Annotated in this window: 22 protein-coding genes and 1 tRNA gene; 10 read left to right on the top strand and 13 right to left on the bottom strand. The window is 31.7% G+C overall.

All coding sequences use genetic code 11. The features are described from left to right. Window positions 1-57 precede the first annotated feature (57 nt). The gene (rimO, locus tag BT107_RS16270) at window positions 58-1,359 is read left to right on the top strand and encodes a 30S ribosomal protein S12 methylthiotransferase RimO (protein ID WP_072304895.1); all 1,302 of its coding nucleotides are present in this window, start codon (window positions 58-60) and stop codon (window positions 1,357-1,359) included. Window positions 1,360-1,425: 66 nt separating this feature from the next. Here the strand turns inward: rimO and aqpZ are convergent, their stop codons facing one another. The 5 genes from aqpZ to BT107_RS16245 all read right to left on the bottom strand — a co-directional run bounded on the left by aqpZ (window position 1,426) and on the right by BT107_RS16245 (window position 7,380). Then, a complete protein-coding gene (aqpZ, locus tag BT107_RS16265; RefSeq protein ID WP_072304894.1) occupies window positions 1,426-2,118 on the bottom strand; it encodes an aquaporin Z in 693 nt (230 codons plus the stop codon). Between the two features lie 119 nt (window positions 2,119-2,237). Then, window positions 2,238-3,476, bottom strand: coding sequence for a DUF3999 family protein (locus BT107_RS16260; protein ID WP_072304893.1), 1,239 nt, complete (start codon window positions 3,474-3,476; stop codon window positions 2,238-2,240). Continuing rightward, on the bottom strand, window positions 3,457-5,817 hold the full coding sequence (locus tag BT107_RS16255) for a DUF2339 domain-containing protein (protein WP_072304892.1): 2,361 nt from the start codon (window positions 5,815-5,817) through the stop codon (window positions 3,457-3,459). Before BT107_RS16255 ends, BT107_RS16260 begins: the two co-directional genes overlap by 20 nt. Window positions 5,818-5,998: 181 nt before the next feature. Continuing rightward, the gene (locus BT107_RS16250; RefSeq protein WP_072304891.1) at window positions 5,999-7,141 is read right to left on the bottom strand and encodes a serine hydrolase; all 1,143 of its coding nucleotides are present in this window, start codon (window positions 7,139-7,141) and stop codon (window positions 5,999-6,001) included. After that, window positions 7,141-7,380 carry a hypothetical protein gene (locus tag BT107_RS16245; protein ID WP_072304890.1) on the bottom strand — a complete coding sequence of 80 codons (240 nt, stop codon included), beginning with the start codon at window positions 7,378-7,380 and terminating at the stop codon, window positions 7,141-7,143. The genes BT107_RS16250 and BT107_RS16245 overlap by 1 nt, the downstream gene beginning before the upstream one ends. Before the next feature lie 222 nt (window positions 7,381-7,602). Here BT107_RS16245 and BT107_RS16240 point away from each other — a divergent pair, with 222 nt between their 5' ends. The 6 genes from BT107_RS16240 (at window position 7,603) to BT107_RS16215 (ending at window position 14,546) form a co-directional block, all read left to right on the top strand. Next, window positions 7,603-8,484: a peptidylprolyl isomerase gene (locus tag BT107_RS16240; protein ID WP_072304939.1), complete on the top strand. Its 882-nt coding sequence runs from the start codon at window positions 7,603-7,605 to the stop codon at window positions 8,482-8,484. Further along, complete coding sequence (locus BT107_RS16235) at window positions 8,468-9,901, top strand: peptidylprolyl isomerase (protein ID WP_072304889.1); 1,434 nt, start codon at window positions 8,468-8,470, stop codon at window positions 9,899-9,901. The genes BT107_RS16240 and BT107_RS16235 overlap by 17 nt, the downstream gene beginning before the upstream one ends. Before the next feature lie 9 nt (window positions 9,902-9,910). Beyond that, window positions 9,911-10,864, top strand: a complete 954-nt coding sequence (locus tag BT107_RS16230) for an AAA family ATPase (RefSeq protein ID WP_072304888.1) — start codon at window positions 9,911-9,913, stop codon at window positions 10,862-10,864. Between the two features lie 196 nt (window positions 10,865-11,060). After that, on the top strand, window positions 11,061-13,328 hold the full coding sequence (locus BT107_RS16225) for an aconitate hydratase (RefSeq protein WP_072304887.1): 2,268 nt from the start codon (window positions 11,061-11,063) through the stop codon (window positions 13,326-13,328). 100 nt (window positions 13,329-13,428) lie between these two features. After that, window positions 13,429-13,983, top strand: coding sequence for a TlpA family protein disulfide reductase (locus tag BT107_RS16220; protein ID WP_072304886.1), 555 nt, complete (start codon window positions 13,429-13,431; stop codon window positions 13,981-13,983). Between the two features lie 2 nt (window positions 13,984-13,985). After that, a complete protein-coding gene (locus BT107_RS16215) occupies window positions 13,986-14,546 on the top strand; it encodes a TlpA family protein disulfide reductase (RefSeq protein ID WP_072304885.1) in 561 nt (186 codons plus the stop codon). 51 nt (window positions 14,547-14,597) lie between these two features. Here BT107_RS16215 and BT107_RS16210 read toward each other — a convergent pair. Next, window positions 14,598-14,681: transfer RNA gene (locus tag BT107_RS16210), tRNA-Leu, on the bottom strand. A 160-nt stretch (window positions 14,682-14,841) separates the two neighbouring features. Between BT107_RS16210 and BT107_RS16205 the strand changes: the two genes are divergently transcribed. Next, window positions 14,842-16,131 (top strand): cryptochrome/photolyase family protein, encoded by a 1,290-nt coding sequence (locus tag BT107_RS16205; protein WP_072304884.1) that lies wholly within the window; start codon window positions 14,842-14,844, stop codon window positions 16,129-16,131. Here the strand turns inward: BT107_RS16205 and BT107_RS16200 are convergent. The 6 genes from BT107_RS16200 to BT107_RS16175 form a co-directional block, all read right to left on the bottom strand. Continuing rightward, window positions 16,128-16,820 carry a lycopene cyclase domain-containing protein gene (locus tag BT107_RS16200; RefSeq protein WP_072304883.1) on the bottom strand — a complete coding sequence of 231 codons (693 nt, stop codon included), beginning with the start codon at window positions 16,818-16,820 and terminating at the stop codon, window positions 16,128-16,130. The genes BT107_RS16205 and BT107_RS16200 overlap by 4 nt on opposite strands. Continuing rightward, on the bottom strand, window positions 16,820-17,278 hold the full coding sequence (locus tag BT107_RS16195; RefSeq protein WP_072304882.1) for a sterol desaturase family protein: 459 nt from the start codon (window positions 17,276-17,278) through the stop codon (window positions 16,820-16,822). Before BT107_RS16195 ends, BT107_RS16200 begins: the two co-directional genes overlap by 1 nt. Beyond that, window positions 17,278-17,736: a hypothetical protein gene (locus tag BT107_RS16190; RefSeq protein WP_072304881.1), complete on the bottom strand. Its 459-nt coding sequence runs from the start codon at window positions 17,734-17,736 to the stop codon at window positions 17,278-17,280. The genes BT107_RS16195 and BT107_RS16190 overlap by 1 nt, the downstream gene beginning before the upstream one ends. Window positions 17,737-17,787: 51 nt before the next feature. Then, window positions 17,788-18,624: a phytoene/squalene synthase family protein gene (locus BT107_RS16185; RefSeq protein WP_072304880.1), complete on the bottom strand. Its 837-nt coding sequence runs from the start codon at window positions 18,622-18,624 to the stop codon at window positions 17,788-17,790. Then, window positions 18,621-20,084: a phytoene desaturase family protein gene (locus BT107_RS16180; protein WP_072304879.1), complete on the bottom strand. Its 1,464-nt coding sequence runs from the start codon at window positions 20,082-20,084 to the stop codon at window positions 18,621-18,623. Before BT107_RS16180 ends, BT107_RS16185 begins: the two co-directional genes overlap by 4 nt. 127 nt (window positions 20,085-20,211) lie before the next feature. After that, window positions 20,212-22,173, bottom strand: a complete 1,962-nt coding sequence (locus BT107_RS16175; protein ID WP_072304878.1) for a fasciclin domain-containing protein — start codon at window positions 22,171-22,173, stop codon at window positions 20,212-20,214. Window positions 22,174-22,315: 142 nt separating this feature from the next. Here BT107_RS16175 and BT107_RS16170 point away from each other — a divergent pair, with 142 nt between their 5' ends. Then, the gene (locus BT107_RS16170) at window positions 22,316-23,191 is read left to right on the top strand and encodes a MerR family transcriptional regulator (RefSeq protein WP_072304877.1); all 876 of its coding nucleotides are present in this window, start codon (window positions 22,316-22,318) and stop codon (window positions 23,189-23,191) included. A 181-nt stretch (window positions 23,192-23,372) separates the two neighbouring features. Further along, window positions 23,373-24,695, top strand: coding sequence for a Gfo/Idh/MocA family protein (locus BT107_RS16165; RefSeq protein ID WP_084639259.1), 1,323 nt, complete (start codon window positions 23,373-23,375; stop codon window positions 24,693-24,695). A gap of 20 nt (window positions 24,696-24,715) precedes the next feature. Here BT107_RS16165 and BT107_RS16160 read toward each other — a convergent pair whose 3' ends face one another. Next, window positions 24,716-25,585: a helix-turn-helix domain-containing protein gene (locus BT107_RS16160; protein WP_072304876.1), complete on the bottom strand. Its 870-nt coding sequence runs from the start codon at window positions 25,583-25,585 to the stop codon at window positions 24,716-24,718. Window positions 25,586-25,619: the final 34 nt, after the last annotated feature.

Below are 25,619 nucleotides of genomic sequence, written 5' to 3'. Positions count from 1 at the left end.
CTATATAGGTGTCATTCCTTAAGCAAGTTGTATTTTTGCAGCCAATTTTAAAAGATTATGCGCACAAAATCACTTAAAACAAATAAAATTAATGTAGTTACTTTAGGTTGCTCTAAAAATGTGTACGATTCAGAAGTACTTATGGGGCAGTTAAAAGCTAATGGCAAAGATGTAGCTCATGAAGAAGAGGGTAATATCGTTGTTATAAACACATGCGGTTTTATTGCTAATGCAAAAGAGGAAAGTATAAATACTATTTTAGATTTTGTACAGAAGAAAGAAGCTGGTGAGGTAGATAAAGTTTTTGTTACAGGATGTTTAAGTGAACGCTATAAGCCAGACTTGCTAAAAGAAATTCCTAATGTAGATGAGTATTTTGGTACTAGTCAGCTACCTAGTTTGTTAAAAGCTTTAGAGGCAGATTATAAGCATGAGTTAATAGGTGAGCGTTTAACTACAACTCCTAAGAACTATGCATATTTAAAAATTGCAGAAGGTTGTGATAGACCTTGTTCTTTTTGTGCAATACCATTAATGCGTGGTAAGCATAAAAGTACACCAATTGAAGACTTAGTTACTGAGGCAGAAAAATTAGCCGCAAAAGGTGTAAAAGAACTTATACTTATAGCGCAAGATTTAACGTATTACGGATTAGATTTATACAAGAAAAGAAATTTAGCTGAGCTTCTAGAAGCTTTAGTAAAAGTAGAGGGTATAGAGTGGATACGTTTGCATTATGCTTTTCCTACTGGTTTTCCTATGGATGTTTTAGATCTTATGAATAAGGAGCCTAAGATCTGTAATTATTTAGATATTCCATTACAGCATATTTCAGATTCTATTCTAAAAAGTATGCGTCGTGGTACTACACAAGCAAAAACAACTAAGTTGTTGCAAGACTTTAGATCTGTGGTTCCTGGAATGACAATTAGAACAACTTTAATTGTTGGTTACCCTGGAGAAACAGAAGAAGATTTTGAAACTCTAAAACAATGGGTTACAGATATGCGTTTTGAGCGTTTGGGTTGTTTTACATATAGTCATGAAGAAAATACGCATGCATACAATTTAGAAGATAATGTTCCTGAAGAGGTAAAGCAAGATAGGGCTAACCAGATTATGGAGATACAGTCTCAGATTTCTTGGGAGTTGAACCAGGAAAAAATAGGTGAGACTTTTAAATGTATTATAGATAGAAAAGATGGAAACTACTTTGTGGGTAGAACTGAGTTTGATTCGCCAGACGTTGATAATGAAGTTTTAATAGATGCTACTAAGCACTATTTAAAGCAGGGTGAATATACAAACATTAAAATAACACAAGCTGAAGATTTTGACCTATACGGTGAGCCTGTTTAATTGTTTGTTTTAAGAAATAAAAAAAAGCCCTAGAATATATATTCTAGGGCTTTTTACTTTTAAAATTTATCCTTTTTCTTCTGGGGATAAGTATTTGTATATTAAACCAGCTAAAACAGCACCAACTACAGGGGCAATCCAAAATAACCATAATTGCGGTATAGCCCAATCCGTTTGTGCAAATAAAGCCTGACTAGTACTACGTGCAGGGTTTACAGAGGTGTTGGTTACGGGTATGCTTATTAGGTGAATTAATGTAAGTCCAAGGCCTATTGCTAAGCCAGCCATTCCTTTTGGAGCTTTAGAGTGTGTTGCTCCTAGTATAATAATTAAGAACATAAAAGTCATTACAACTTCTGTAATTAAAGCAGATACCATACTGTAACCATCAGGAGAATGTTCTCCGTAGCCATTAGCAGCAAAGCTACCTATGTTAAAGCCTTCTTTGCCGCTTACAATAGCGTATAAAATTGCTGCTCCAGCAATGCCGCCCATAACTTGGGCAATAATATAAGGAAGTAAATCTTTTTTATCAAACCTACCTCCAATCCATAATCCAATTGATACTGCTGGGTTTAAATGGCAGCCGGAAATGTGTCCTATTGCGTAAGCCATTGTAATTACTGTAAGTCCAAAGGCCAGTGCCACACCCATGAAGCCAATTCCTAATTCTGGATAACCTGCTGCTAATACAGCGCTACCACAACCACCAAGGACTAGCCAAAGTGTACCAATAAATTCTGCTACTAATTTTTTCATTTTACTATTTGTTAATGGTTAAAAAGTGTTTATTACCATAACAGGTTGTAAGAAAGTATGTTGTAAAGTATGGGGGATTCCCAAGTTACAAAAAAAATAATTAGGAGTTGTATTGGCTTTTATTCAGGTTTTTTACTTAACATTTTATAAGAGAACCAACCAATTATAGCCATTATAACGCCCATAATAACCCACAACCAAAGCTTGTTTTCAAAAAGAGGTTCTTGTATTTGTGTTTCTTTTTTAGCAATATAAACAGGATTGCCCAAAGAAAGGTTTTTTATATCCTTAGGCATTTTTATATTTAGTTGAGCAATATCATAACTAGGACCATATGCATCTTTATTACCATATGTTAAATAATATGTAGCTGGTTCTGTAAACCTTGCGGTTAGTAAGTACTTGTAACCTTTAGCAGTTATATTTTTTATTTTTAAAGGCTGATTGTCAAAATTTAAAATAGTAATGCGTATCTTTTTAGAGAAGGTATTGTCAAAAGCAAATGTATTATTTTCTATAGAGGATAATGTGCCAACGCTTAGTGTATTGTAGTCATACAAATACCCTTTTTGTGTTTTTACACTGTCTAAAAGCTCTTCAATTTTTATAGGTCTGTAATAATCAAAATTATCATTAATATTTATGGTTACTTGGTGTGTAGGGGCTTTTTTAGTTAAACTTATATTGATAATTGTTTTTTTACTTTTTTTATCTTCAACAACAGTATAAGATTTTAATTTTCTGTTGGTAATATTTTCTGTAGCTTTTTGTTGAAGCTCTAATGTTGCTCTGTTTAAAATAGGTTCTTCATCACTTTTAATTCCTACTCTAAAATATGTGTATTCTGCTGCTGGAAAAGTGATATCTGTAAAACTGTAATTTGTTTGATCGTTCTTAATAGCTACAATTCTATAATCTTTATAAATTGTAAACCAATCTTTTTGGTCGTGACTTCCTTGTACCAATGTTTTCCAATCAAAATTAGTGTTTTCAAAATCTAATTTTATATGGTTAATAGGATCCTTAGAAGGTACTTTTAGTGTAAAGTAGTAATTGCCATCTTTAGTACTAGCGTTTAATAATTTGTAGTCTACCGTTTTAGTTTTTAATTCTGGAGATGTGTAATTAAAAATATAAGGGGCTTCAATAGTATCTTTTTTAGGAGTTATACCGTAAATGCGAATATCACTTAAATGATCTTGAGTATTAGCAAAAACAGTGTCTGGTAATACAATATTATGCCAAGTATCAGTAATATTTTTAAGTTCTATTTTTGCATCATAGCTTTGCATTTGACCATAGAAAGTTGTCGATATTAAAAGAAAAAAGAATATAGATTTACTCAGTTTTTGTCTCATCAAAAATTTTGTTTTTGTACTTGTTGTATAAAAATGAAACTCCCATAATTAATAGTCCTAGGATAACAAGGACAAGAGTCTTGCGTATTGTGTCTAAAGATGCTAAATCTAAGAAGAACAACTTAAGAATGGTAATTCCAAATAGAATTATACCGCCAATACGTATGTATTTTGTCTTTTTCCAGATGCCTTTAGCAACTAAGAAGAAAGAATATAGTCCCCATAAGATTGAAAGTCCTAAGCCGTAAGTTTGTTCGGTGCCTAATAAATCCATCCAATTAATTAGTTCGCTACTAAGAATCCATAATGCCGTAATGTTTAGTATTATAGAAAATAAAATTTTAAACTTAGGGAGCATAAAATTCTGTTTGTTATAGCTGTAAATACTATAAATTATAGCTGCTATAAAAGCATATAATATATACCTAATTCCTAAATGAAATATACCAGTATTGTAATAGTCAGAAGGGTTTAGATGGCTATATCTAAGTTCGCTTAATGTAAATAAACCAATGGTTAAAGAAATAAGTAACGCAATAGTATTAAGTGTAATATTTGCAAACCCAAGGGCTTTGTTTTTTATCTTTTTAATATTGATGACACTTAAAATCCCTAAGAAAAATAGTGTGTATATTATTAGCCAAATTATTTTAAAATCAGTTAAATCATAATTAACAGGGTTAGAGTATACGTCTGTTTTACTAATAATGATTTTAGATTTTGTTAAGAGAATTTCAAAATAGTTAACTATCTCAAGAAACAAGCCTACGTAAGTAAGTAATATAAGTAAAATAGGAGCTACAAAAGATAATATGCTTTTTTTGTTGGTATTATGTTTTTGGTTTGTTCTATATATAAAATATACTGAAGCTATGCATATAATTGTACTTAATAAATTGATGTTAAATATAGGGGTTAAAAAATCATCTGCACTATCTATGTAGTAGCTATAATTTATTACATAAGCCTCCCAATCTTGTATTAGACTTAATATTGATAAAGCTAATAGTGGATAAGATAATTTCTTTAATATTGAAGCGTCTTTGGTAGTGCCAATCCAGAATAATAATGCCGCGATAGCAACCCATAATAATGTTACATAATTCCCATCTAATTGTATAGGTACTGCTATGGTGATAAAAACAAATACCATTCCCAATACAAAGTACAGCAGGTTGTTGTTTGCTAGTTTTTGTTTGTAAAGAATTGTACCAGCAATAAAATGTAATAGGGCATTAAGTACTGTAAATAAACCCGTATATCCTCTATAGTCATCGTTTAATTCTAGTAAGAAGAAACCTATGCCAAAGAATAGAAAAGAATTTAGTAATAGTATAAGGATAGAGCTTGGGTTAAAGGCTTCTTTCTTTTTAATTTTGTTTACAATAAAGGTGGTGTAGAATAATAAGAAGAAAACAAATAAGAATGTAAATGCTTCAGTTAAATAATCTCCTCTGTCTCCACCTAGAATCCAAGATGTATATATAATCCATGTAAATCCAAATGCGGAATAAAATAAGCCTTTCCAGTCTTTTTTAAACGATAATACTAAAATGCCAATGTTAATTATTGTCATATATGTAAACAAAATGCCAACTTGTCCAGAACCATTACTAAGTAAAAAAGGAACAGCGTATGCGCCAACCAAGCCAATATGTGCAATTGCTTGTTTGTTGTAATTTATAGCTGTAATAACAGTAAATACGGTTAGTAAAGCCATTATTGCAAAAGCTGGTATTTGTGGAAAAATGTCATAAAAACTATGAGCGGCAAATGTTATAAAGTAAAGTATAGCTATGGAACCACTGACTAGAACGGCACTATAACTTGTATATTTTTCTTTTAACTTAATACCAAAACCAAGTAAACCTAAGCCAGTTAAATAACCTAAGATTATTCTAGTTAAAGGGCTAATTAAGTTGTTTTCTATAGAGTATTTTGCACCAATAGCAACACCAAATATTAGAATAAGAATACCAATTTTATTTAATAGATTTTCACCAATAAATTTCTCAATATTAGATTTCCCTTTTGGTTTAATAATTTTTTTAACTTCAGGCTTTATGTCTCTTATAGGCTGAGGTTTTGGAGCTATAATAGGTTCCTTTACAGTCTCTTTTATAACCTCTTTAATAGGTTCTTCTATTACCTTTTCGGCTTTAACCTCTGGCTTAGCAATGGGTTCGGTTGCTAAAGGAGTTTGTTTAGGAATGCCTTCTTTTTTAAGACGTTCAATTTCTTTATGCAATATCATTAACTCTTTTGCAAAATGTTCTTGTTTGCTAAGAAGATTTTCAAATTGCTTGGTTAAATTGTTTAAATATTCCTGATCGTTTGCCATAAGTTAGGTTCCTAAGTGCGTATTGCATTGCAATACTTGTGCAATATAGTTATGTATCTATAATTGTAAGCACCCTGTATACAGTGAATTTTTTAGGGCTTAACCTGTTAAATTCTATTTTTAGGGTTTTTGGTTATTTATAGTAACAATTTTACAAGCTAAATATTGTTAAATAAGCAACTTAGTTTTGTTTTTTCTTTAAGTTGTAATTGTAAAATTCTCTTCCTAATTGTGCTAAAAACGGAATTCCTATTTCGTCATATTCGTATGTGTTGTCATTAAAAACACCATTTTTGTTTACGAGAATAGTTGCGGTAAGCATAAATTGTATGTTGTTTTCAGTGTCTTCAATATACGCGCAGTCTGTAAGCGTACCATAAGCATAGCCAACTTTATTGTATATTTTAATAGTACTTGGTATAGGTTTCTTAGTGTCTCCATACATAAAGAATTTTACATAACTATCGTGGTAATCGCCTTTAGGATAACCAGCATCTTTAGGAAGTATACTCATTGTACTTTTTAAAAAGGACAATTGCTCATCAGACAAATTAAACTGCTGAGTTTTGGTAAATGATTCTGGGAAAATTACACGCTGCAAAACCTGTTGCTGATCGTTAATAGGGTAGTTGTTTTTTAAACTGAAGTCAAAAGGTTCTTTCTGTAGAGAGTCTTCTTCAATATAACTAATTCCTTTTTTTAGTTTATCAATCTCTAAAGGGGTTATGGGACTATTAATTATAGCTTTAGTGTTGTAGGTTGTGCTATCATTTAAATAAATAACCAGGGGTTTGGTTGTAACATTGTCTGGATCTTCTGTAGATAACCTATGCGATATTCTAACGTCTTTTAACCCTTTTTCTGTTAGTTTTTTATTGATATAATCTTGACCAAGAAACTCAAATAACCTGTTGTAAGCATCATTATCACTTACAGCAAATATTTTAGTAATTTCTTTAGCAAACGTTGTCTTTAGAGTATCACCTTCTATAAAAAAAGAAGAATCCTTAGTTAAAGAATCGTTCTCGTTTAGTTTTTCTAATGTAAGAACGGCAATGGGTAGTTTAACGCTGCTAGCTGGGTAAAAATAATTTTTAGAATTTACGTTAACATCGTAATTATTAAAGATGTAAATACCTTGCTTTTTGTTAACCTCAGTATATCTTACCTGTACCTCGTACTTTGTTATGCTGTCTACAACCTTTTTAATTTTAGGGTTGGCAGATTCAATAGCGTATTTTATAGGATGGTCTGGTGTTTTTACTTTTTCTTTACAAGATATAAGTAAAATTATGATGAATACAGGTGTAAAAAAATGTTTCATTATTCTGTGTATAATTCCCCTCTATGTGGTTTTAAAGCATCCCTAACAGTAATCATTTCAGCTTCGTTTACAACAAGGTAAGCAATACTATGCATATCTGTTAAAACGGTAAAACCAGTAATGTTAAGTTGTAAATTTTCTGCTGTTATAAATTCTTTTAAGTGTATTTCATGGTGTTCTGCTGTTTTTTCTGCAGCAGGACCTCTAAAATCCCATATTAACTTTATTTTTTTAGACATTTAGCTAATGTAATTAGGTGTTAAAAAAGTAAAATTACCATTTCTTTATTAATAAGATCAATTCTATTGGTACTAAATAATCACTTTTTCTAGTGTAACAAAAGGGCTTTTAAGTGTTAAATAGTAAATTTTATTTTTTTTTGAGGTTAAAAGTGTTAATCATTTTACAATATATCTTGTATCGCAACATCAAATTGTTATTTTTGCTAGATGCACCAATTTATGCAACATACAAATAAGTTAATTTTCTTGTTAGGAATACTTTATGGAACACTAACACTGAGCTCTTGTCAAGGTATTTTTGTTAGTGATAAAGAAAAGGAAGTAGTAGCTAGAGTAGGCGAAAATTTTCTGTATAAAGAAGACTTAGTAGATCTAGTAGGTAAAAATTTAACAAAGGAAGATAGTACAACATTAGTAACCAATTATATTAATAATTGGGCATCTAAACAATTGCTAATGTCTAAGTCTAAAGTAAACTTGTCTGAAGAGCAATTGGCAGAGTTTGATAGGCTTGTGGCAAACTACAAAACAGATTTATACACAGGGGCTTATAAAGAAGCTTTGGTGCAAAAAGAGCAAGACACCGTTATTAGTAAAGAAGAACTAGAAGCTTTTTACCAAAGAGAAAAAGAAAACTTTAAGCTTAATGAAAAATTACTACGTGTACGTTACGTAGAACTTCCTCCTCAGTTTTTAAATAAGGCGGCAGTAATAGATAAGTTAAAGGGTTTTTCTGAAAAAGACCGTATATATTTAGACTCTATAAACGTACAATTTAGAAAAGTAAACTTTAACGATTCTATTTGGGTAGAGGCGTCAAGACTAATAAATGAGATACCGCCGCTAACAAGTGAAAATGAACAGTTGTACTTAAAAAAATCACAATTTTTTGAAATGCAAGATTCATTAGGGGTATATTTGACCAAGGTAGTAGATATGTTAGATAAAAACGAAGCTGCTCCTTTACAATACATTACGCCAACTATTAAACGCGTTTTGCTAAACCGTAGAAGGTTAGAATATTTAAGAAAATTAGAAGTAGATATTATAGATGAAGCTATTAAAAATAAGGAATTTGAGATATATGAAAAACAAGAGTAATACAATACTGTTTTTATTAGCATTGTTATTGGTTGTGCCGTGTACAGTTAATGCTATGCAAGATGAAGAATTAGAGCAAGAAGAGGTTGTGCAGGTTGTACAAGACACTATAAAATCTAATTTTAAAAGAATAAAGTTAGATGGTGTTTCTGCTGTAGTTGGTGATTATGTAATATTAGATTCTGATATAGAAAAGACACTTATAGACTTACGTAGTCAAGGTGTTTCTGAAGAAGAAGTTTCTAGATGTGGTTTGTTAGGCAAACTAATGGAAGATCGTTTGTATGCACACCAAGCAGTACAAGATAGTTTGTTGGTTTCTGATGATGAGGTAAACTCTGCTAGTGAAAGACAAATACAGGGGCTAGTGGCGCAAATAGGATCTATGGATAAACTGCTTAAGTTTTATAAGAAAGATTCTCAGGAATCTTTAAGAGAAGATCTTTTTAAAATTAATAAGCTAAAAATGTTATCTGAAAAAATGCAACAAAGCATTATTTCGGAATTAGAAATAACACCAGAAGAGGTAAGACAGTTTTATAAAGAAATACCAAAAGACGAAAGACCCGTTTTTGGAGCACAGTTAGAGATTGCGCAAATTGTAAAACAACCAGAAGCTAGTGAAGAAGAAAAGCAAAAAGTAATAGATAAGTTAAATAAAATTAGAGAAGATGTTTTAGAAGGCGGTTCTAGCTTTAGAATTAAAGCTATTATTTCTTCTGAAGATGAAGGATCTAGGTCTAATGGTGGTTTTTATCCAGGTATATCTAAAGAATCTGGATATGTAAAAGAATTTAAAGATGTTACTTTTAGTTTAAAAGAGGGTGAAGTTTCTGAGCCTTTTGAAACTCAGTTTGGTTATCATATTATTTACTTAGAAAAAATTAAAGGTCAGGAAAGAGACGTTAGACACATTCTTATGTCGCCTAAAGTTTCTGATGAAAGATTAGAAGAAGCAAGAAAAGAGTTAGAAGAAATAAGACAAAAAATTATAGACGGGGAATTTACGTTCGCAGAAGCAGCACTTAATTTTTCTGATCAGAAAGAAACAAAATTTGAAGGAGGGCAATTAAGAAACCCACAAGATTTTAGCTCTAAATTTGAGCTTACTAAAATGCAGCCAGAGTTGTATAACCAAGTAAGAAATATTAAAGACGACGAAATTTCTATGCCTATTTTAGAGGCTGAAGAAAGAGGCGGAGGTAAGAAGTACAAAATAATGAAGATTACCAATAGGTATGATGAGCACGTGGCAGATTTTGCACAAGACTATGTAAAAATTAAAGAATTAGCACTAACTCAAAAACGTATAGATGCTATTCAAAAATGGATGAAAAAGCATATTGAAGATACTTATGTAAGTATAAACAAGGGTAATGAAGATTGTGAGTTTTCTAACAACTGGTTTAAAAAATAGTAGAACTATATGTCAGACGTAACTGCTATTAAAAATCTAGTAAGCAAACACCAAGCGTTAAAGCAAGAAATAGCTAAAGTAATTGTTGGTCAAGATGTGGTAATAGATCAGATATTATTATCGATCTACACAGGTGGTCACTCCTTATTAATAGGAGTTCCGGGATTGGCAAAAACCCTAATGGTTAATACAATTGCACAAACACTAGGGTTAGATTTTAAAAGAATACAGTTTACGCCAGATTTAATGCCTAGTGATATTTTAGGTAGCGAAATATTAGATCAGAATAGAAATTTTAAGTTTATAAAAGGGCCCATATTTTCTAATATTATTTTAGCAGATGAAATAAACAGAACTCCACCAAAAACGCAAGCAGCATTATTAGAAGCAATGCAAGAGAGGTCTGTAACTATAGCGGGGCATAACTATAAATTAGAATTACCTTATTTTGTATTGGCTACTCAAAACCCAATAGAACAAGAAGGTACATATCCATTGCCAGAAGCTCAATTAGATAGGTTTATGTTTGCAATAGAATTGCAGTACCCATCTATAGCAGAAGAAATAGAGGTTGTAAAACGTACAACATCAGACAATAAAGCAACTATTAATGCACTATTTAGTGCAGAAGAAATTGTAGCGGTACAACATTTAGTACGCAGAATACCTGTTCCAGATAATGTTGTAGAGTACGCTGTAAAGTTGGTGAATAGTACAAGACCAAATTTAGATACTGCACAAGACTATGTAAAGCAATATATAGATTGGGGTGCAGGTCCAAGAGCTTCACAAAACTTAATTTTGGCAGCTAAAGCAAATGCAGCTATACGTGGTAAATTTTCACCAGATATAGAAGATGTGCAAGCAGTAGCTATTGGTATATTAAGACACAGAATAATAAAAAACTACAAAGCAGAAGCAGAAGGTATATCTGAAGAGCAAATTATAAGTAAATTACTTTAGTACGAAAATAAATTTCAAACGTTTTCGTGATCAATTTGATAAAAATTTAAGTAAAAAATGAGGTATTCATTTTTAGATATGCTTTTTTTTGTTTTTTTATCAAAATAACAGTAATCGTTACTTAATTCTTTCGTTTACCCTTTAGATTTTATTAATTTTGTGGAATTGCAATAAATTAAACTCAAAACTAAAAGGAATGGCATTTGACATTGATATGATAAAGGGGGTTTATGCCCGTATGGCTGAACGAGTAGATAAAGCTCGTGAAATAGTAGGAAAGCCACTTACACTTTCAGAAAAAATATTATATTCTCACTTATGGGATGGTAATCCTAATACCGAATTTAAAAGAGGTAAGGATTATGTAGATTTTGCTCCAGATCGTATTGCTTGTCAAGATGCAACAGCACAAATGGCATTATTACAGTTTATGCAAGCTGGTAAGCCTAAAGTTGCCGTTCCAACAACAGTTCACTGTGATCACTTAATTCAAGCAAAAAACGGAGCAACTCCAGATTTAAAAGTAGCTAATTCTACAAGTGCAGAGGTATTTAACTTTTTAGAGTCTGTTTCTAATAAATATGGTATTGGTTTCTGGAAACCAGGAGCAGGTATTATTCACCAAGTAGTTTTAGAAAATTATGCATTCCCAGGTGGAATGATGATTGGTACCGATTCTCATACAGTTAACGCTGGTGGTTTAGGTATGGTTGCTATTGGTGTTGGTGGTGCAGATGCTGTAGATGTTATGGCAGGTATGGCTTGGGAGCTTAAATTCCCTAAACTAATAGGTGTTAAATTAACAGGTAATATTTCTGGGTGGACTTCTGCTAAGGATGTTATTTTAAAAGTTGCTGGTATCTTAACTGTAAAAGGTGGTACAGGTGCAATTGTAGAATATTTTGGAGAAGGTGCTAAAAACCTTTCTTGTACTGGTAAAGGTACTATTTGTAATATGGGTGCAGAAGTAGGTGCTACTACGTCTACATTTGGTTATGATGAGTCTATGGAGCGTTATTTACGTGCTACAGATCGTAATGATGTTGCAGATGCTGCTAACCAAGTAAAAGAACACTTAACTGCAGATGCAGAGGTGTATGCTAATCCAGAACAATATTTTGATGAAGTTATAGAAATTAATTTAGATGAATTAAGACCTCATTTAAACGGGCCTTTTACTCCAGATTTAGCTACACCAGTAGGTCAATTAGGAGAAAAAGCTAAAGCTAATGACTGGCCATTAAAAGTAGATTGGGGATTAATTGGATCTTGTACCAACTCATCTTACGAAGATTTAACTAGAGCTGCGTCTATAGCTAAACAAGCTGTTGATAAAAAAATTAAACCAAAATCAGATTTTGGTATCAATCCAGGTTCAGAACAAATTCGTTTTACTGCAGAGAGAGACGGTATTTTAGAGATTTTTGAAAACCTTGGAGCTACAATATTTACAAATGCCTGTGGTCCTTGTATAGGTCAATGGGATAGAAGTGATGCAAAAGGTGATGAGAAAAACACAATTGTACACTCGTTTAACCGTAACTTCTCTAAAAGAGCAGATGGTAACCCTAATACTCACGCATTTGTTGGTTCACCAGAGATGGTTGCTGCAATAGCAATATCTGGTCGTTTAGATTTTGATCCAATGAACGATACGTTAATTAACGAAGATGGTGAAGAAGTTAAATTAGATATGCCATTAGGTATAGAGTTGCCTCCACAAGGTTTTGCTGTTGAAGATGCAGGTTTCTTAGCTCCAGACGAAGACGGTTCTGGTGTAGAGGTAAAGGTTGCTTTAGATTCTGAAAGATTACAACTGTTAGAGCCATTTACTCCAATAAAAGACGAAAGTTTAATGGGAGCTAAATTATTAATTAAGGCTTTTGGCAAATGTACAACAGACCACATTTCTATGGCTGGTCCTTGGTTACGTTTCCGTGGTCATTTAGATAATATTTCTAACAACTGTTTAATTGGTGCAGTTAACGCTTTTGGTAAAAAGACCAACTTTGTTAAAAATCAATTAACGGGTGAATTTGCTGGTGTACCAGATACTGCACGTGCATACAAAGCTGCAGGTATAAGATCTATTGTTGTTGGTGATCATAACTATGGAGAAGGTTCTTCTCGTGAACATGCAGCTATGGAGCCAAGACATTTAGGTGTTGCGGCAGTAATAGTAAAATCTTTTGCTCGTATTCATGAAACAAACCTTAAAAAACAAGGTATGTTAGGATTAACGTTTGCTAACGAAGCAGATTACGATCTTGTGCAAGAAGACGATACATTTAACTTTATAGATATTGCAGATTTTGCACCAGAAAAACAATTAACTTTAGAGTTAGTTCATGCAGATGGTAGTAAAGATGTAATTAAGCTAAACCATACATATAACCAACCTCAAATAGAGTGGTATAGAGAAGGTTCTGCCTTAAATGTTATTAAAAAAGAAAACGTAGCATAAGTCAATTTTCTTTCTGATAAAAAAACTCCCGAAGTAATTCGGGAGTTTTTCTTTTTATATGAATTTATCTTACTACTTTAGGGCTAATTATATATTAAAAATGAAAAAGAAAACAATTTTGACCCTTTTATTAATGCTTGTAATAGCAGCATTTTTTTGGACGCCTCTTGGGCATATGGGTAAAATATTTTTAAACAAAATGGTGGCAACATCTCCCTCTGTAATTGCAAAGGAAGAACAGCAAAAAGTAACAGATTACGACTGGGTTTTAAAGGATGAAAATCATACTTTATTTAACTTCTCAAAATCTAAAGGAAAAGTTATTTTTATTAATAACTGGGCTTCTTGGAAAGTTCATTGTGAAGCAGAATTACAATCTATTCAGAAATTTTATAATGATTATAAAGAGAAGGTAGATTTTTACATTATTACCAATGAAGAAAAAGAGGTTGTAGATGAGTTCATGGCATTAAAGAAATTTAATTTTCCTGTGACTTATTTAATTATTGATGCTAAACACGCTGTAAATACAGAAAAAGTGCCTTCTAGTTATATTATAGATAAGAATGGAAATATAGTTATATACGAAAAAGGAATATCTAACTGGGATAATGATAATGTTTACGAAATTGTAGATCAACTTATAGCAGAATAAGAATGACATTTAATAGAAAAAAAATATTAAATTTAATTTTCTATATGCTAATTGCGGCTGTATTGTTTACCCCTTTGGGTTTTAAAGTAAAAGTATATGTAAACAGAATTTTTTCTGGTAGCGCTTCTTCAGTTACTATAGAAAAGCAAATTGCTTTGCAGAGTTATAATTGGAATTTGGTAGATGGGTCTGGTAGTAATTTCAACTTAAAAGAGTATAAAGGAAAAGTAATTCTTGTAAATTTTTGGGCTACTTGGTGTCCGCCTTGTGTGGCAGAAATGCCAAGTCTACAAAAGCTATATGCAGATTATAAAGATAAGGTTGTGTTTGTATTAGTAGCAGAAGATAAAATAGCTAAAGTGAACACATATTTAAAGGAAAATGAATTTAATTTTAAGGTGTATTATAGTAAGTCTAACGCGCCAAAAGAATTGGTTTCTAAAGTAATACCTACAACCTACATATTAAATAAAGAGGGTAAAATTGTAGTTAATGAAACGGGATCTAAAGATTGGAATAGTGCTAAAACAAGAGATTTAATAGAAAACTTGTTAAAAGAATAAATAATAATCTTACTCATAAAAAAAAGCGCTTTGTCTAAAGCGCTTTTTTTGTGACCACGACTGGAGTCGAACCAGCACGTTCATAAGAACACTACCCCCTCAAGGTAGCACGTCTACCAATTCCGCCACGTGGCCATAGGTAAAATTATACCAGCTACAAATATAAGTATGTGCTATAGATATATAAACTTTTTAATTTGATATTTTATTGAATATGCAAGCGGAATAGGTGTGTTAAGAATAGCATTTTTACTCAATAGGCCTTATTTTTGATATAATTGAAAACACATTTTTTATGAGTAAAAAAATATCAATTTTTTGGTTTAGAAGAGATTTAAGGTTAGAAGATAATACAGCATTATCTGTAGCTCTTTCTTCGGGTAAACCTGTGCTTCCTGTTTTTATTTTTGATGAAAATATTCTGAATGAATTAGATAGGGATGATGCTAGAGTAGCATTTATTCATCAGACTATGTCAAATATAAATACTGCTTTAAAAAAGTTTAATAGCGGTGTACTTTGTATGCATACTACGCCAGAGAAAGCGTGGAAAGAATTGATGAATAAGTACGATATAGAAAATGTTTTTTACAATAAAGATTATGAACCATACGCCAAGGAAAGAGACGAGAAAATTACAGCTCTTTTAGAAGGGAATAGTATAGACGTAAAATCGTTTAAGGACAGTGTTATATTTGAAGAAAATGATGTTTTAAAAAATGATGGAGGAGCTTATACAGTATATACGCCTTATAAAAATAAATGGTTATCTCTTTTTAAGCCAGAGTTAATAGAAGAGCAAAAATGCGATTTTACTAAAAACTTATTAGAGTTTTCGTCCGATTTTTTATCGCTAAAAGATTTAGGTTTTACAGCTTCTGATATAGAAGTTATGCCCTATAATTTAAAGCATTTAGATATCTATGCAGATAAGAGAGATTTTCCGTCAGATGATATAACTACATATCTTGGTCCACATTTGCGTTTTGGAACTGTAAGTGTACGTAAACTAATACGCGGGTTAAATGGTTTAGAAAGTGTTTTTTTAAGTGAATTGGTGTGGAGAGAATTTTTTACTCAGATTTTATATCATTATCCAAAAGTAGTTACTCAAAACTTTAGAGCTAAATACGATGGTATTAAGTGGCGTAACAACCAAGAAGATTTTGAGAAATGGTGTAATGGTACAACGGGATATCCAATGGTAGATGCAGGAATGCGACAATTAAACCAAACTGGGTATATGCACAACAGAGTGCGTATGATAACTGCAGGCTTTTTATGTAAACACTTGCTAATAGATTGGCAGTGGGGAGAGGCTTATTTTGCTAAAAAATTATTAGACTACGAGTTGGCTTCTAATAATGGTAATTGGCAATGGGCTGCAGGTACAGGTTGTGATGCTGCACCGTATTTTAGAATTTTTAATCCTATAACACAGCTTAAGAAGTTTGATAAAGATTTTAAGTACGTTAGAAAATGGATTCCAGAATTTGATGGTTTTGACTACCCAGATCCTATGGTAGATCATAAGACAGCCAGAGAAAGAGCTTTAAAAGTATATAAAGAAGGAATTGAAAACTAATTGCTTAATTGTTTCTTCTTATTAAAATAACGAAACAATTCAATATTCATAAAAATAAGTATTAAGCCGTAAAAGGAATCTTCAATAGGTATAGTACCTATTCTAAAACCTATGTTTTCTGTGTTGTTATACCATACAATAGGAGATTCTAAAAAACTACCAGTAAGGATGCCATTACTAGCTAGAAAAAATGGAATTATCAATAGATAAGTTAGGTAATGGTAGCTTAAATTTATTTTTTTATAACTTAAGTAAGAAAGAAAAACTGTGCCTAAAACAGCAGTGGTAAATGTGTATAGTTTGTTGTAAAAGAGTATAGCTACAAGTATAAATACAACAGTTAGTATAAATGTAATGTATTTTTCAATTTTTTGTAATGGGTTGTTTTTTACTAAATATAAAAGAGCAAAATACGTAAATACGCAAGCATACGGTATTGCTATAAAAAATAGAATCTCTTCTATAGGTAGCTCGCCAATAAAAAGTCCGCTAAGGTAATCTTTGTTAAATCCCCAAACTCCAGTTGCAGTAAACCAATAATCCCAAATTATAAAAAATAAGGCTACGGGTATAGTAGCTTTAAAAAAAGAACCCCATTTTTTGTAAAAAGAATGTTTTTTGTAAAAGCTAGCAATAAACGGAACGCTTATGCATGCAAGATCTATAAGTAGGTAGTAGTAGGGTTTCATTACGGTTTGTATTGAGTATGGTACTTTTTAGGAACAAACAACATTCCAAAACATTCTCCATGTGCCTTACCTAAATGTTTATGATGTACTTTGTGTGCTTTACGCAATCCAATTAAATATTTGTTTTTAGTCTTTTTAAACCATTTAAATCGTTGGTGAATTAAAACATCGTGTATTAAAAAATAAGCCATACCGTAAAATAAAATACCTAATCCAATAAAAAACATAAAGTTTAATTCTGGGTGTATTCCAAAATAAAATAAAGCAATACTAGGTATCGCAAATATTACAAAGAACAGATCATTTTTTTCAAAAGGATGTGGATATTTAGGTTGATGGTGATCTGCGTGTAAAATCCATAGAAATCCGTGCATTACATACTTGTGCGTTAACCAAGTTATAACTTCCATAACAGCAAACGTTACTATTGTAATTAGTATAAAAAGTGCTATTTTCATTAGTTGGGACTTATATTATTAATGTTTTGTAAAATTGTTTTTTTGTAGCTCTCAGGTATATCCGCAGTAGCTATATTGTCTTTTATAAACTTTTTGTCGGCAGCAATTCTAGTATTATAACCCAGAAAATCTGGTATGTTAGTTTGTACTAAAAAGCGCACATATTTAGCTTCTATATCTTTTGGGTATTCCTCAATGTAATCTTCTAGTGATTTTTTACCTTCATTAAAATACGCTAGTTTTTTAAAAGGCCATATAGTGTATTCTGCTTTTTTCATTATACATGAAGCTATATATGGTTTTACCCTAGAACAGCTAGTATCTTTAGTGCTATCTATAAATTTTTTTAAATCCTCTTTTGTTTTTATGGTATGAAACTGATCTCTAACTTTTTCTAAATTTGTGCAATCTGTAGATAGATTGAATATGAGAACTAAAAGTGAGAATACTAATTTCATTAAACAAGTTTAAGGTAAATTTAATTTAACTATAAAGTTACACGTTTTACCTTAAATAATGTTGAATTTGAATCTGATATACGCTTTAGTTAGAATTAAAAATTTTAAAGGATTAGATATACGTATTCTACTATTCATAATACTAGTTGTATCTGCTCTCTTTAGCTTTTTAAGTAGCTTAGAGTAGTACTTATAAGCTACAAAAACGCCTAACCTACTTTCTAGAGGTAATTGTACAATTCCTTTATAAGCTTCAGCAAAATCATTTTCTATATCTTCTAAAATACTTTCTTTAGCACTTTTAGTTAAAGTGTTGGTTTCTAGTTCTGGAAAATAAGATCTTCCTAAGTCATTAATATCATCTTTAAAATCTCTTAAAAAATTTACCTTCTGAAAAGCAGAACCTAGGTACTGAGCAGATTCTTTTAAATGGTTAAATTTTTCATTGTCGTTATTTACAAAAACACGTAAACACATAAGGCCTACTACATCTGCAGAGCCATAGATGTAATCATTATACTCTTCTTTTGTGTTGTATTCTGTTTTGTCTAAATCGTGACGCATACTTGTTAAAAAAGCATCTACGTATTGGTGCAAGTCGTATTTTAATACAATTTCCTGAAAAGAATTTATAATAGGGTTTAAACTAATTTTTCTTTGAAGTGATTTTCTATACTCTTCTTCAAACTCGTTTAATAGTGTTTCTTGTTCATAGTCATGAAAAGAATCTACAATCTCGTCTGCATATCTAACAAAACCATATATAGCATATATTGCTGGCCTAATAGAAGGTGCAAAAAGTTTAATACCTAAAGAGAAAGATGTGCTATAGGTTTTAGTAATTAACTTACTACAGTTAACACTTGAAGAATCAAACAGAGCTTTCATAATTTACTGTGTTTTAAAATTAGTTCACTTACTACTTTACCAGATATTAATGATGGTGGTACACCAGGTCCTGGAACAGTTAATTGTCCGCAGAAATATAAATTATCTACTTTTTTACTTTTTAATTTAGGTCTTAGTATATGGGTTTGTAGCAATGTGTTTGCCATACCATAAGCATTACCTTTATAAGAGTTATAATCATCCTTAAAGTTATCTACACAATAAGATTCTTTAAAAAGTATAGCATCTTTTATTTTTTGATCCGTAATTATTTCTACTCTTTCTATGATTTGATTAAAGTAGTGCTCTCTTAATTCTTCTGTATCTTCTATGTCTGGTGCAATTGGTACTAAAAACACGGCAGATTCTTTATTTTCAGGAGCACAAGTTTTATCTGTTTTGCTAGGGAAACTTGCGTAAAATAATGGTTTGTTAGGCCATTCTTTGGTGTCGTATATTGTTTTTGCGTGTTCTTCAAAATCAGTGTCAAAAAATAAAGTATGGTGATTTACATTTTCTATTTTTTTATCAAACCCAACAAAGAATAATAGGGCAGAAGGAGCAAATATTTTTTTATCCCAGTATTTTTCTGAATATTGTCTGTATTGCTGTGGTAGTAAGGTTTCAGTATGGTGGTAGTCTGCGCCACTTAAAAGAATATCGCACTCTAAATATCCACTTTTACTATCTACACCTTTAACAACTCCATCTTGTATATCAATTTTTAACACAGGACTATCTGTTATGGTTTTAACACCTAAACTTTGGGCTAGTGTTTGCATACCTTCTACAACTTTGTACATACCCCCTTGCGGATGCCATGTACCTAATTTAAGATCTGCATAATTCATAAAGTTATAGAATGATGGTGTGTTGCTAGGTTTTGCACCTAAAAATAATACAGGGAACTCTAAAACTTTACGTAGTTTATTGTTTTTTACATAACCAGAAACTTGATTTTTTATGGTTAGAATAAATTCGTATAATTTGGTTACTGTTTTTCTATTTATAATTTCAAGAATAGTTTCACCAGGGTTGTATACTAAATTTTTTATGGCAATATCATAGTTAATTTTTGCTTTATTAATAAAGCGCTCTAACTGTTTGCCACTACCTGCTTCAATTTTTTCAAAAGTATCTCTGGTTTCGTTAAAATCTTCAGAAATAGAAATAGAATCATTTTTATCAAAATATATTTGATAAGCAGGGTTTAGTTGGTCTAGGTGATAATAATCACTTGTTTTTTTGTTGAAGTCTCCAAAGAATTTATCAAACACATCTGGCATCCAATAAAATGAAGGACCAATATCAAAAACAAAACCGTTGGTTTTTAATTGTCTTGCTCTACCGCCCGTAGTTGTGTTTTTTTCTAGTATGGTAACGTCGTAACCTGCTTTGGCTAAGTAGCAACTAGCAGATAGTGAAGAAAACCCCGAACCAATAATTATAATCTTTTTCATAAAGTATTAACACGTATCTTCCGTAAGATACTATATGTTTTTTAAATAATGTTAAAAAACCGGTGATTTTTACATCACCGGCACAACAACCAAATTAACCCAACCAACAGGTTAATCTAATATAATTCTAATGAGTATCTGGCATTAGTACTCTGTCTATAATATGTACAACACCGTTACTTGCAGCAACATCTGCGGCTGTAACTTGTGCGTCATTACCAGTGGCGTCGGTAATAAAAACCCCGCCAGTTAAATTAATTGTAATGTTTTGTTCTAATGCTGTTGCAACAACTTGGCCATCTGTTAAGTCTGTAGACATAACAGCAGCTCCAGAAACAACATGGTATTTAAGAATGTTTTCTAATAATGTTTTTTCTTCTTCAGTGTCAAAATCTGCTAGGCTTGTGTAATCATCACCTAAATCATTTAATAACGCAGCAAAAGCATCATTTGTTGGTGCAAAAACAGTAAATGGTCCTTCAGTTCCTAGTAATTCTACTAAGCCAGCATCAGCTTGTTGTAAAGCTGTTACTAATAAAGATAAATCATCTGTAGCAATAGCAAGTTCTACAATATTAGGTTGTAAAGCATCTACAATTTCTTGAGGTAATAATACTTTATCTATGATATGTACAACACCATTTTTAGCCATAACATCTGCAGTTGTTACTTCTGCGTCTGTATCGGTAGCATCTTGTATAAAAACACCTCCTGTTAAGTTAACAGTTACATCTTCTCCTTGTGCAGTAGTTATCATTTGGTCGTTAGATAAATCTGTAGAGTAAGCTGCGGAACCAGCTATTACATGGTATTTTAAAATTGTAGCTAACATTTCTTTTTCATCTTCAGTGTCAAAGTCAGCAAGCTCATTATAATCATCTCCTAATTCATCTAATAAAGCAGCAAAGGCATCATTTGTAGGTGCAAAAACTGTAAAAGGTCCGTCTGTTCCTAATAAGTCTACTAATCCAGCATCCGCTTGTTGTAGAGCTCCAACTAATAAAGATAAATCATTTGTTGCTATAGCTAATTCAACTATATTGGGTTGTTGAGAAGCTATAAAATCTACAGCGGCTTGTGGTAATAAAACTTTATCAATAACGTGTGCAATACCGTTAGATGCCATAATATCTACAATAGAAATAGTTGCGTTAACATCAGAAGCATCTGATAGAACAAATGTGCCATCTTTATCTACAACTTCTATAGAATTGCCTGCTAAAGCAGTACCAACTTCACCAGCAGCTAAATCTGTAGATAAAACCTTTGCAGGTATAACATGGTAAAGTAAAATGTTTTTAAGTAACTCTAATTCTCCTTCAGTATCAAAATCTTCTAAAGAATTATAATCATCTCCTAGCATATCTAATAATGCAACAAAAGCAGCATCTGTAGGAGCAAAAACTGTAAAAGGACCGTCAGAACTAAGCGTGTCTGCTAAACCAGCTTTTATAACAGCAGCTTCTAAAACAGTAAGAGCATCGCTAGCAACAACTACATCTACAAGTGTTCCTAGGTTTATTGCATCTATGACTGTTTGTGGTAGTAATACTTTGTTAATTACATGTACAATACCATTTGTTGCTTCTACATCTGCAGAAACAACTTGTGCATCTACCTCAGATGCATCTGTAATAAATACACCATTGTTAAGGTTAATAGTAATTTCTTCTCCTTGTAGCGTAGTAACTACTTGGCCGTCTGTTAAGTCACTAGAAGCTACAGCAGCACCTTCAATAACGTGGTATTTTAAAATTGTTGCAAGTAAAGCTTTTTCTTCTTCAGTATCAAAATCTGCAAGAGAAGAATAGCCTTCCAAACTATTAAATAAAGCAGTAAATGCATCGTTAGTAGGAGCAAAAACTGTAAAAGGTCCTGTACCACTTAAAGCAGTAATAAGATCAGAGTTTGGACTCTCATCAGATTTAGCTAAAGCAGCAACTAAAGAACTAAGAGCATCTGTGCCAGAAGCTGTTTCTACAATATTTAATTGTGCTTGTTCTGGAGCAGTAGCGTCATCATCGTCATTACAAGATGTAAAGGCGAATACGAACAAAATTAAAGCGGATAAATAAATTTTCATTTTCATAATGTCTAACTTTTATAGGTTCATTGTTGGACAAATGTATTAAAATATTTTAAATTGTCTAGGAGAATTTAAAAAAAATTAGACAAAAATAACTTCTAGCCTAATTTTTATACTACTTTTGTTATTATAAAAATTATTAGAAATGGGCAGTTATTCAATGTCGCAAGTAGCTACACTTACTGGTATTAATGCACATACATTAAGAAAATGGGAGAGTAGGTATAGCTTTATAGAGCCAGAACGTACAGACACTAATATTAGATTTTATACAGATGAGTTGTTAAGGAAGCTGCTTAATGTAAGTATTTTGCAACGTAATGGGTTTAAGATATCTAAAATAGATAAGATGTCTAATGAAGAGTTACATTCTAATGTAACAGAAGTGTTGCTAAAACCTATAGAGGGAGATGAACTAACAGCGCTTATGTTGGGTTTGCTAGAGATGAATGAGCGCGAGTTTATAAAAATTATAGATGCTCAAATATTAAGTAAAGGGTTGTTAAATGCAATTAAAGATTTAATTTATCCTTTTTTAAATCAGATTGGTGTTTTGTGGGGTATTGATAAAGTGATGCCAGCGCAAGAACATTTTATATCCAATTTAATTAGACAAAAAGTAATTGCAGCAATTAATGCATTGCCTTTGCCAGATAAAAATGCACCTAAAATTATTTTATTTTTACCTGAAAATGAACACCATGAAATTGGACTTTTGTTAGCGCAGTATATAGCAAAAGATTTAGGGTGGAATGTATTTTATTTGGGACAGCACGTGCCTATTAGTAATATAGAATCTGTGCAGAGTATAGTAAAGCCTAATCTGTTATTGACAATGTTTGTAACTACTGTGCCAGATAGAATAAAGGAAAAAATAGAGGCTATATTAAGTCAGACTACTGTAGATCTTCTTGTTTCTGGTAACCCTGTAAATTTAGAAACTAAATATTTTGAGGATAGAACAATTTATGTTTCTAATCCTGGTGAGTTAATAGATATATTACGAGACAGAATATCGTAATTTACGATATAAAGCAAAAAAATCCGAAAACATAATGTTTTCGGTTTTTTTTTGCTTTTTTCTCAGGAATAAACCATTTATGGTACTATTTTAAACACTGCTAATACTATGCAAACTATAGTAATAGTAATTTTATTGAAGAAAATATTTTAAATCAAACTTTAATAAACAACCTATTACAATGAAAGACTCAAAAAACAAAAAAAAACCAATGTCTAGTTCTAAAATTTCTAGAAGAGGTTTTATCACAAAAACAGCCTTAGCAACAGGAGCCGTAACTATATTACCAAGACATATTTTTGGTAGAGGATTTGTTGCGCCAAGTGACAGGGTAAACATAGGTTTTATTGGATTAGGAAAACAGAGTAGAGGTTTGGCTAGTAATTTTGTAGGAGCTACAAACTCACAAATTATTGCAGCTTGTGATGTGTGGTCTACAAAAAACGAATGGTTTAAAGGAGCTGTAAATAAAATTTACGCAGATAAAAGAAGTCAAAATAGTTACAATGGTGTTACAACATACACAGATTATAATGAGTTGTTAGACCGTAAAGATATAGATGCTGTAGTTATTGCTACACCAGATCATTGGCATGCAATACAAGCTATAGATGCAATGAAAGCGGGTAAGGATGTATACTGTGAAAAACCTTTAACGCATAATATTAATGAAGGTATAGATTTAGTTAAAACGGCAAAAAAGACAAGCAAAATATTACAAACTGGTAGTATGCAGCGTTCTGGAAAAAACTTTAGAAAAGCCTGTGAACTTGTAAGAAACGGATATTTAGGAGACATAAAACAGGTTCTTGTTAACGTTGGGGATCCTGCAGTGCCATATAACTTAAAAGCAGAAACTTTACCAACCGAGGTAAATTGGAACAAGTGGTGCGGACCAGCGCCTTTACTAGAGTACAACCATAGATTGGCACCTTCTAGAAACGATGTAGATTTTTGGCCAGACTGGAGACTTTATGAAGAAGTTGGTGGAGGTATACTTTGCGATTGGGGAGCACATATGTTTGATATTGTACAATGGGCTTTAGGTATGGATAGGTCTGGACCTGTAAAGTATGTTATGCCAGCAGATAAAAATGCTGTTAGAGGTTTAAAAATGTATTATGATAATGGTGTAGAAATGATACATGAAGATTTTGGAAGAGGATGGGGAGTTCGTTTTATAGGGACTGAAGGTACAATGGATATTAGTCGTGGCTATTTTGAAACAACACCTGAAAATCTAATAAAAGCCGAGTTAACAGCGTCAGACACTAAGTTGTATGACACAGAAGGAAACCACTACCAAGATTGGATATCATCTATAAAAAATAGAACACAACCTATTTGCGATGTAGAAACAGGTCACCGTTCTGCAACTGTTTGTAATATTGCCAATATTGCTTATAATTTAGGAAGAGATTTAAACTGGGATCCTGTAAAAGAAAAGTTTTTAAATGATAGTGAGGCAAATAAAATGCGTGGTAGAAAAGAACGTAAATTCTAAAAAATAAAAATAAATTGAGTTTAAATATTCACCTGCTCCTTTCTAAAAGAAGCAGGTGTTTTTTCTGTGTGCTTTTTAAAGGATCTAGAAAAGTATGAAACGTTTTCAAAACCCACCTTTTGCGCTACTTCTTCTAAAGAATCGTTTGTAGTTAGTAGTAATAATTGTGCACGTTCTATTCTTTTAGATTGTATGTATTTATTAGGTCTTAATCCGTAAGTCTGTAGAAACAATTTAGAAAAATAATCTGGACTGTAATGACATTTACTTGCAAGCTCTTCTATAGTAATTGGTAAGTGTAGGTTTTTGTTTATGTAATTTAGTATTTGGTTTAAATTAGAGTTAGACGAGTTTACCTCTTTTTGCAATTTATTATTTGTAATAAACTTAGAGAGCAAAATGGTTAATATGCCTTGTGTCTCTATAAATTCTTTGGTAGTTAAGTTTTCATTTTGTTTAATAAAATCTAGCAATGTAGGTCTATTATCGTACGTTTTTGGATCACTATTTTTAATTTCTCTATGTGCATTTAAGTGCACTAACCTTTCAAAATAATACAAACATTTTTCGTCTGCTTTAACTTCGTATTCAAAACCTTTAAAATTATATACAGACAAGCCATTATTAATTTCTTCTAAAAAACTAATATAAAATTGCTCGTGGTAATCCTCGCATAAATATCTAGCATAAGTAAAACTAGGAATTAAGTATATATAGCCTGGTTTTAAAATGTAAACACTATCATTATGGTACACTTTTGCAGACCCTTTAGTAATGTAATACATTCTAGTAAACGGACTAATAACATTATCAAAGTTCCAAGATGTTCCCAGTTTAGCGTAGCCTGTATTAAGCAATGTTAAACGCAGAGATTGCAAAATTTCTATCATAATTAGCTTGTAATTATTTAAAATGTCTGATTAG

Source organism: Cellulophaga fucicola, from assembly GCF_900119145.1.
GTDB classification, from domain to species: Bacteria; Bacteroidota; Bacteroidia; order Flavobacteriales; family Flavobacteriaceae; genus Cellulophaga; species Cellulophaga fucicola.
Note: the sequence above shows the minus strand (reverse complement) of the source record. Positions and strands in the feature narration are given on the sequence as shown.

Excerpts from the sequence above, each read along its gene's own strand:
- BT107_RS16160 (WP_072304876.1), bottom strand. The coding sequence starts at position 25,585 with ATGATAGAAATTTTGCAATCTCTGCGTTTAACATTGCTTAATACAGGC.
- BT107_RS16170 (WP_072304877.1), top strand. The coding sequence starts at position 22,316 with ATGGGCAGTTATTCAATGTCGCAAGTAGCTACACTTACTGGTATTAAT.
- BT107_RS16245 (WP_072304890.1), bottom strand. The coding sequence starts at position 7,380 with ATGTCTAAAAAAATAAAGTTAATATGGGATTTTAGAGGTCCTGCTGCA.
- BT107_RS16260 (WP_072304893.1), bottom strand. The coding sequence starts at position 3,476 with ATGAGACAAAAACTGAGTAAATCTATATTCTTTTTTCTTTTAATATCG.
- BT107_RS16220 (WP_072304886.1), top strand. The coding sequence starts at position 13,429 with ATGAAAAAGAAAACAATTTTGACCCTTTTATTAATGCTTGTAATAGCA.
- BT107_RS16255 (WP_072304892.1), bottom strand. The coding sequence starts at position 5,817 with ATGGCAAACGATCAGGAATATTTAAACAATTTAACCAAGCAATTTGAA.
- BT107_RS16235 (WP_072304889.1), top strand. The coding sequence starts at position 8,468 with ATGAAAAACAAGAGTAATACAATACTGTTTTTATTAGCATTGTTATTG.
- BT107_RS16250 (WP_072304891.1), bottom strand. The coding sequence starts at position 7,141 with ATGAAACATTTTTTTACACCTGTATTCATCATAATTTTACTTATATCT.
- BT107_RS16215 (WP_072304885.1), top strand. The coding sequence starts at position 13,986 with ATGACATTTAATAGAAAAAAAATATTAAATTTAATTTTCTATATGCTA.
- BT107_RS16185 (WP_072304880.1), bottom strand. The coding sequence starts at position 18,624 with ATGAAAGCTCTGTTTGATTCTTCAAGTGTTAACTGTAGTAAGTTAATT.
- BT107_RS16205 (WP_072304884.1), top strand. The coding sequence starts at position 14,842 with ATGAGTAAAAAAATATCAATTTTTTGGTTTAGAAGAGATTTAAGGTTA.
- BT107_RS16200 (WP_072304883.1), bottom strand. The coding sequence starts at position 16,820 with ATGAAACCCTACTACTACCTACTTATAGATCTTGCATGCATAAGCGTT.
- BT107_RS16230 (WP_072304888.1), top strand. The coding sequence starts at position 9,911 with ATGTCAGACGTAACTGCTATTAAAAATCTAGTAAGCAAACACCAAGCG.
- aqpZ (WP_072304894.1), bottom strand. The coding sequence starts at position 2,118 with ATGAAAAAATTAGTAGCAGAATTTATTGGTACACTTTGGCTAGTCCTT.
- BT107_RS16175 (WP_072304878.1), bottom strand. The coding sequence starts at position 22,173 with ATGAAAATGAAAATTTATTTATCCGCTTTAATTTTGTTCGTATTCGCC.
- BT107_RS16190 (WP_072304881.1), bottom strand. The coding sequence starts at position 17,736 with ATGAAATTAGTATTCTCACTTTTAGTTCTCATATTCAATCTATCTACA.
- rimO (WP_072304895.1), top strand. The coding sequence starts at position 58 with ATGCGCACAAAATCACTTAAAACAAATAAAATTAATGTAGTTACTTTA.
- BT107_RS16180 (WP_072304879.1), bottom strand. The coding sequence starts at position 20,084 with ATGAAAAAGATTATAATTATTGGTTCGGGGTTTTCTTCACTATCTGCT.
- BT107_RS16240 (WP_072304939.1), top strand. The coding sequence starts at position 7,603 with ATGCAACATACAAATAAGTTAATTTTCTTGTTAGGAATACTTTATGGA.
- BT107_RS16165 (WP_084639259.1), top strand. The coding sequence starts at position 23,373 with ATGAAAGACTCAAAAAACAAAAAAAAACCAATGTCTAGTTCTAAAATT.
- BT107_RS16225 (WP_072304887.1), top strand. The coding sequence starts at position 11,061 with ATGGCATTTGACATTGATATGATAAAGGGGGTTTATGCCCGTATGGCT.
- BT107_RS16195 (WP_072304882.1), bottom strand. The coding sequence starts at position 17,278 with ATGAAAATAGCACTTTTTATACTAATTACAATAGTAACGTTTGCTGTT.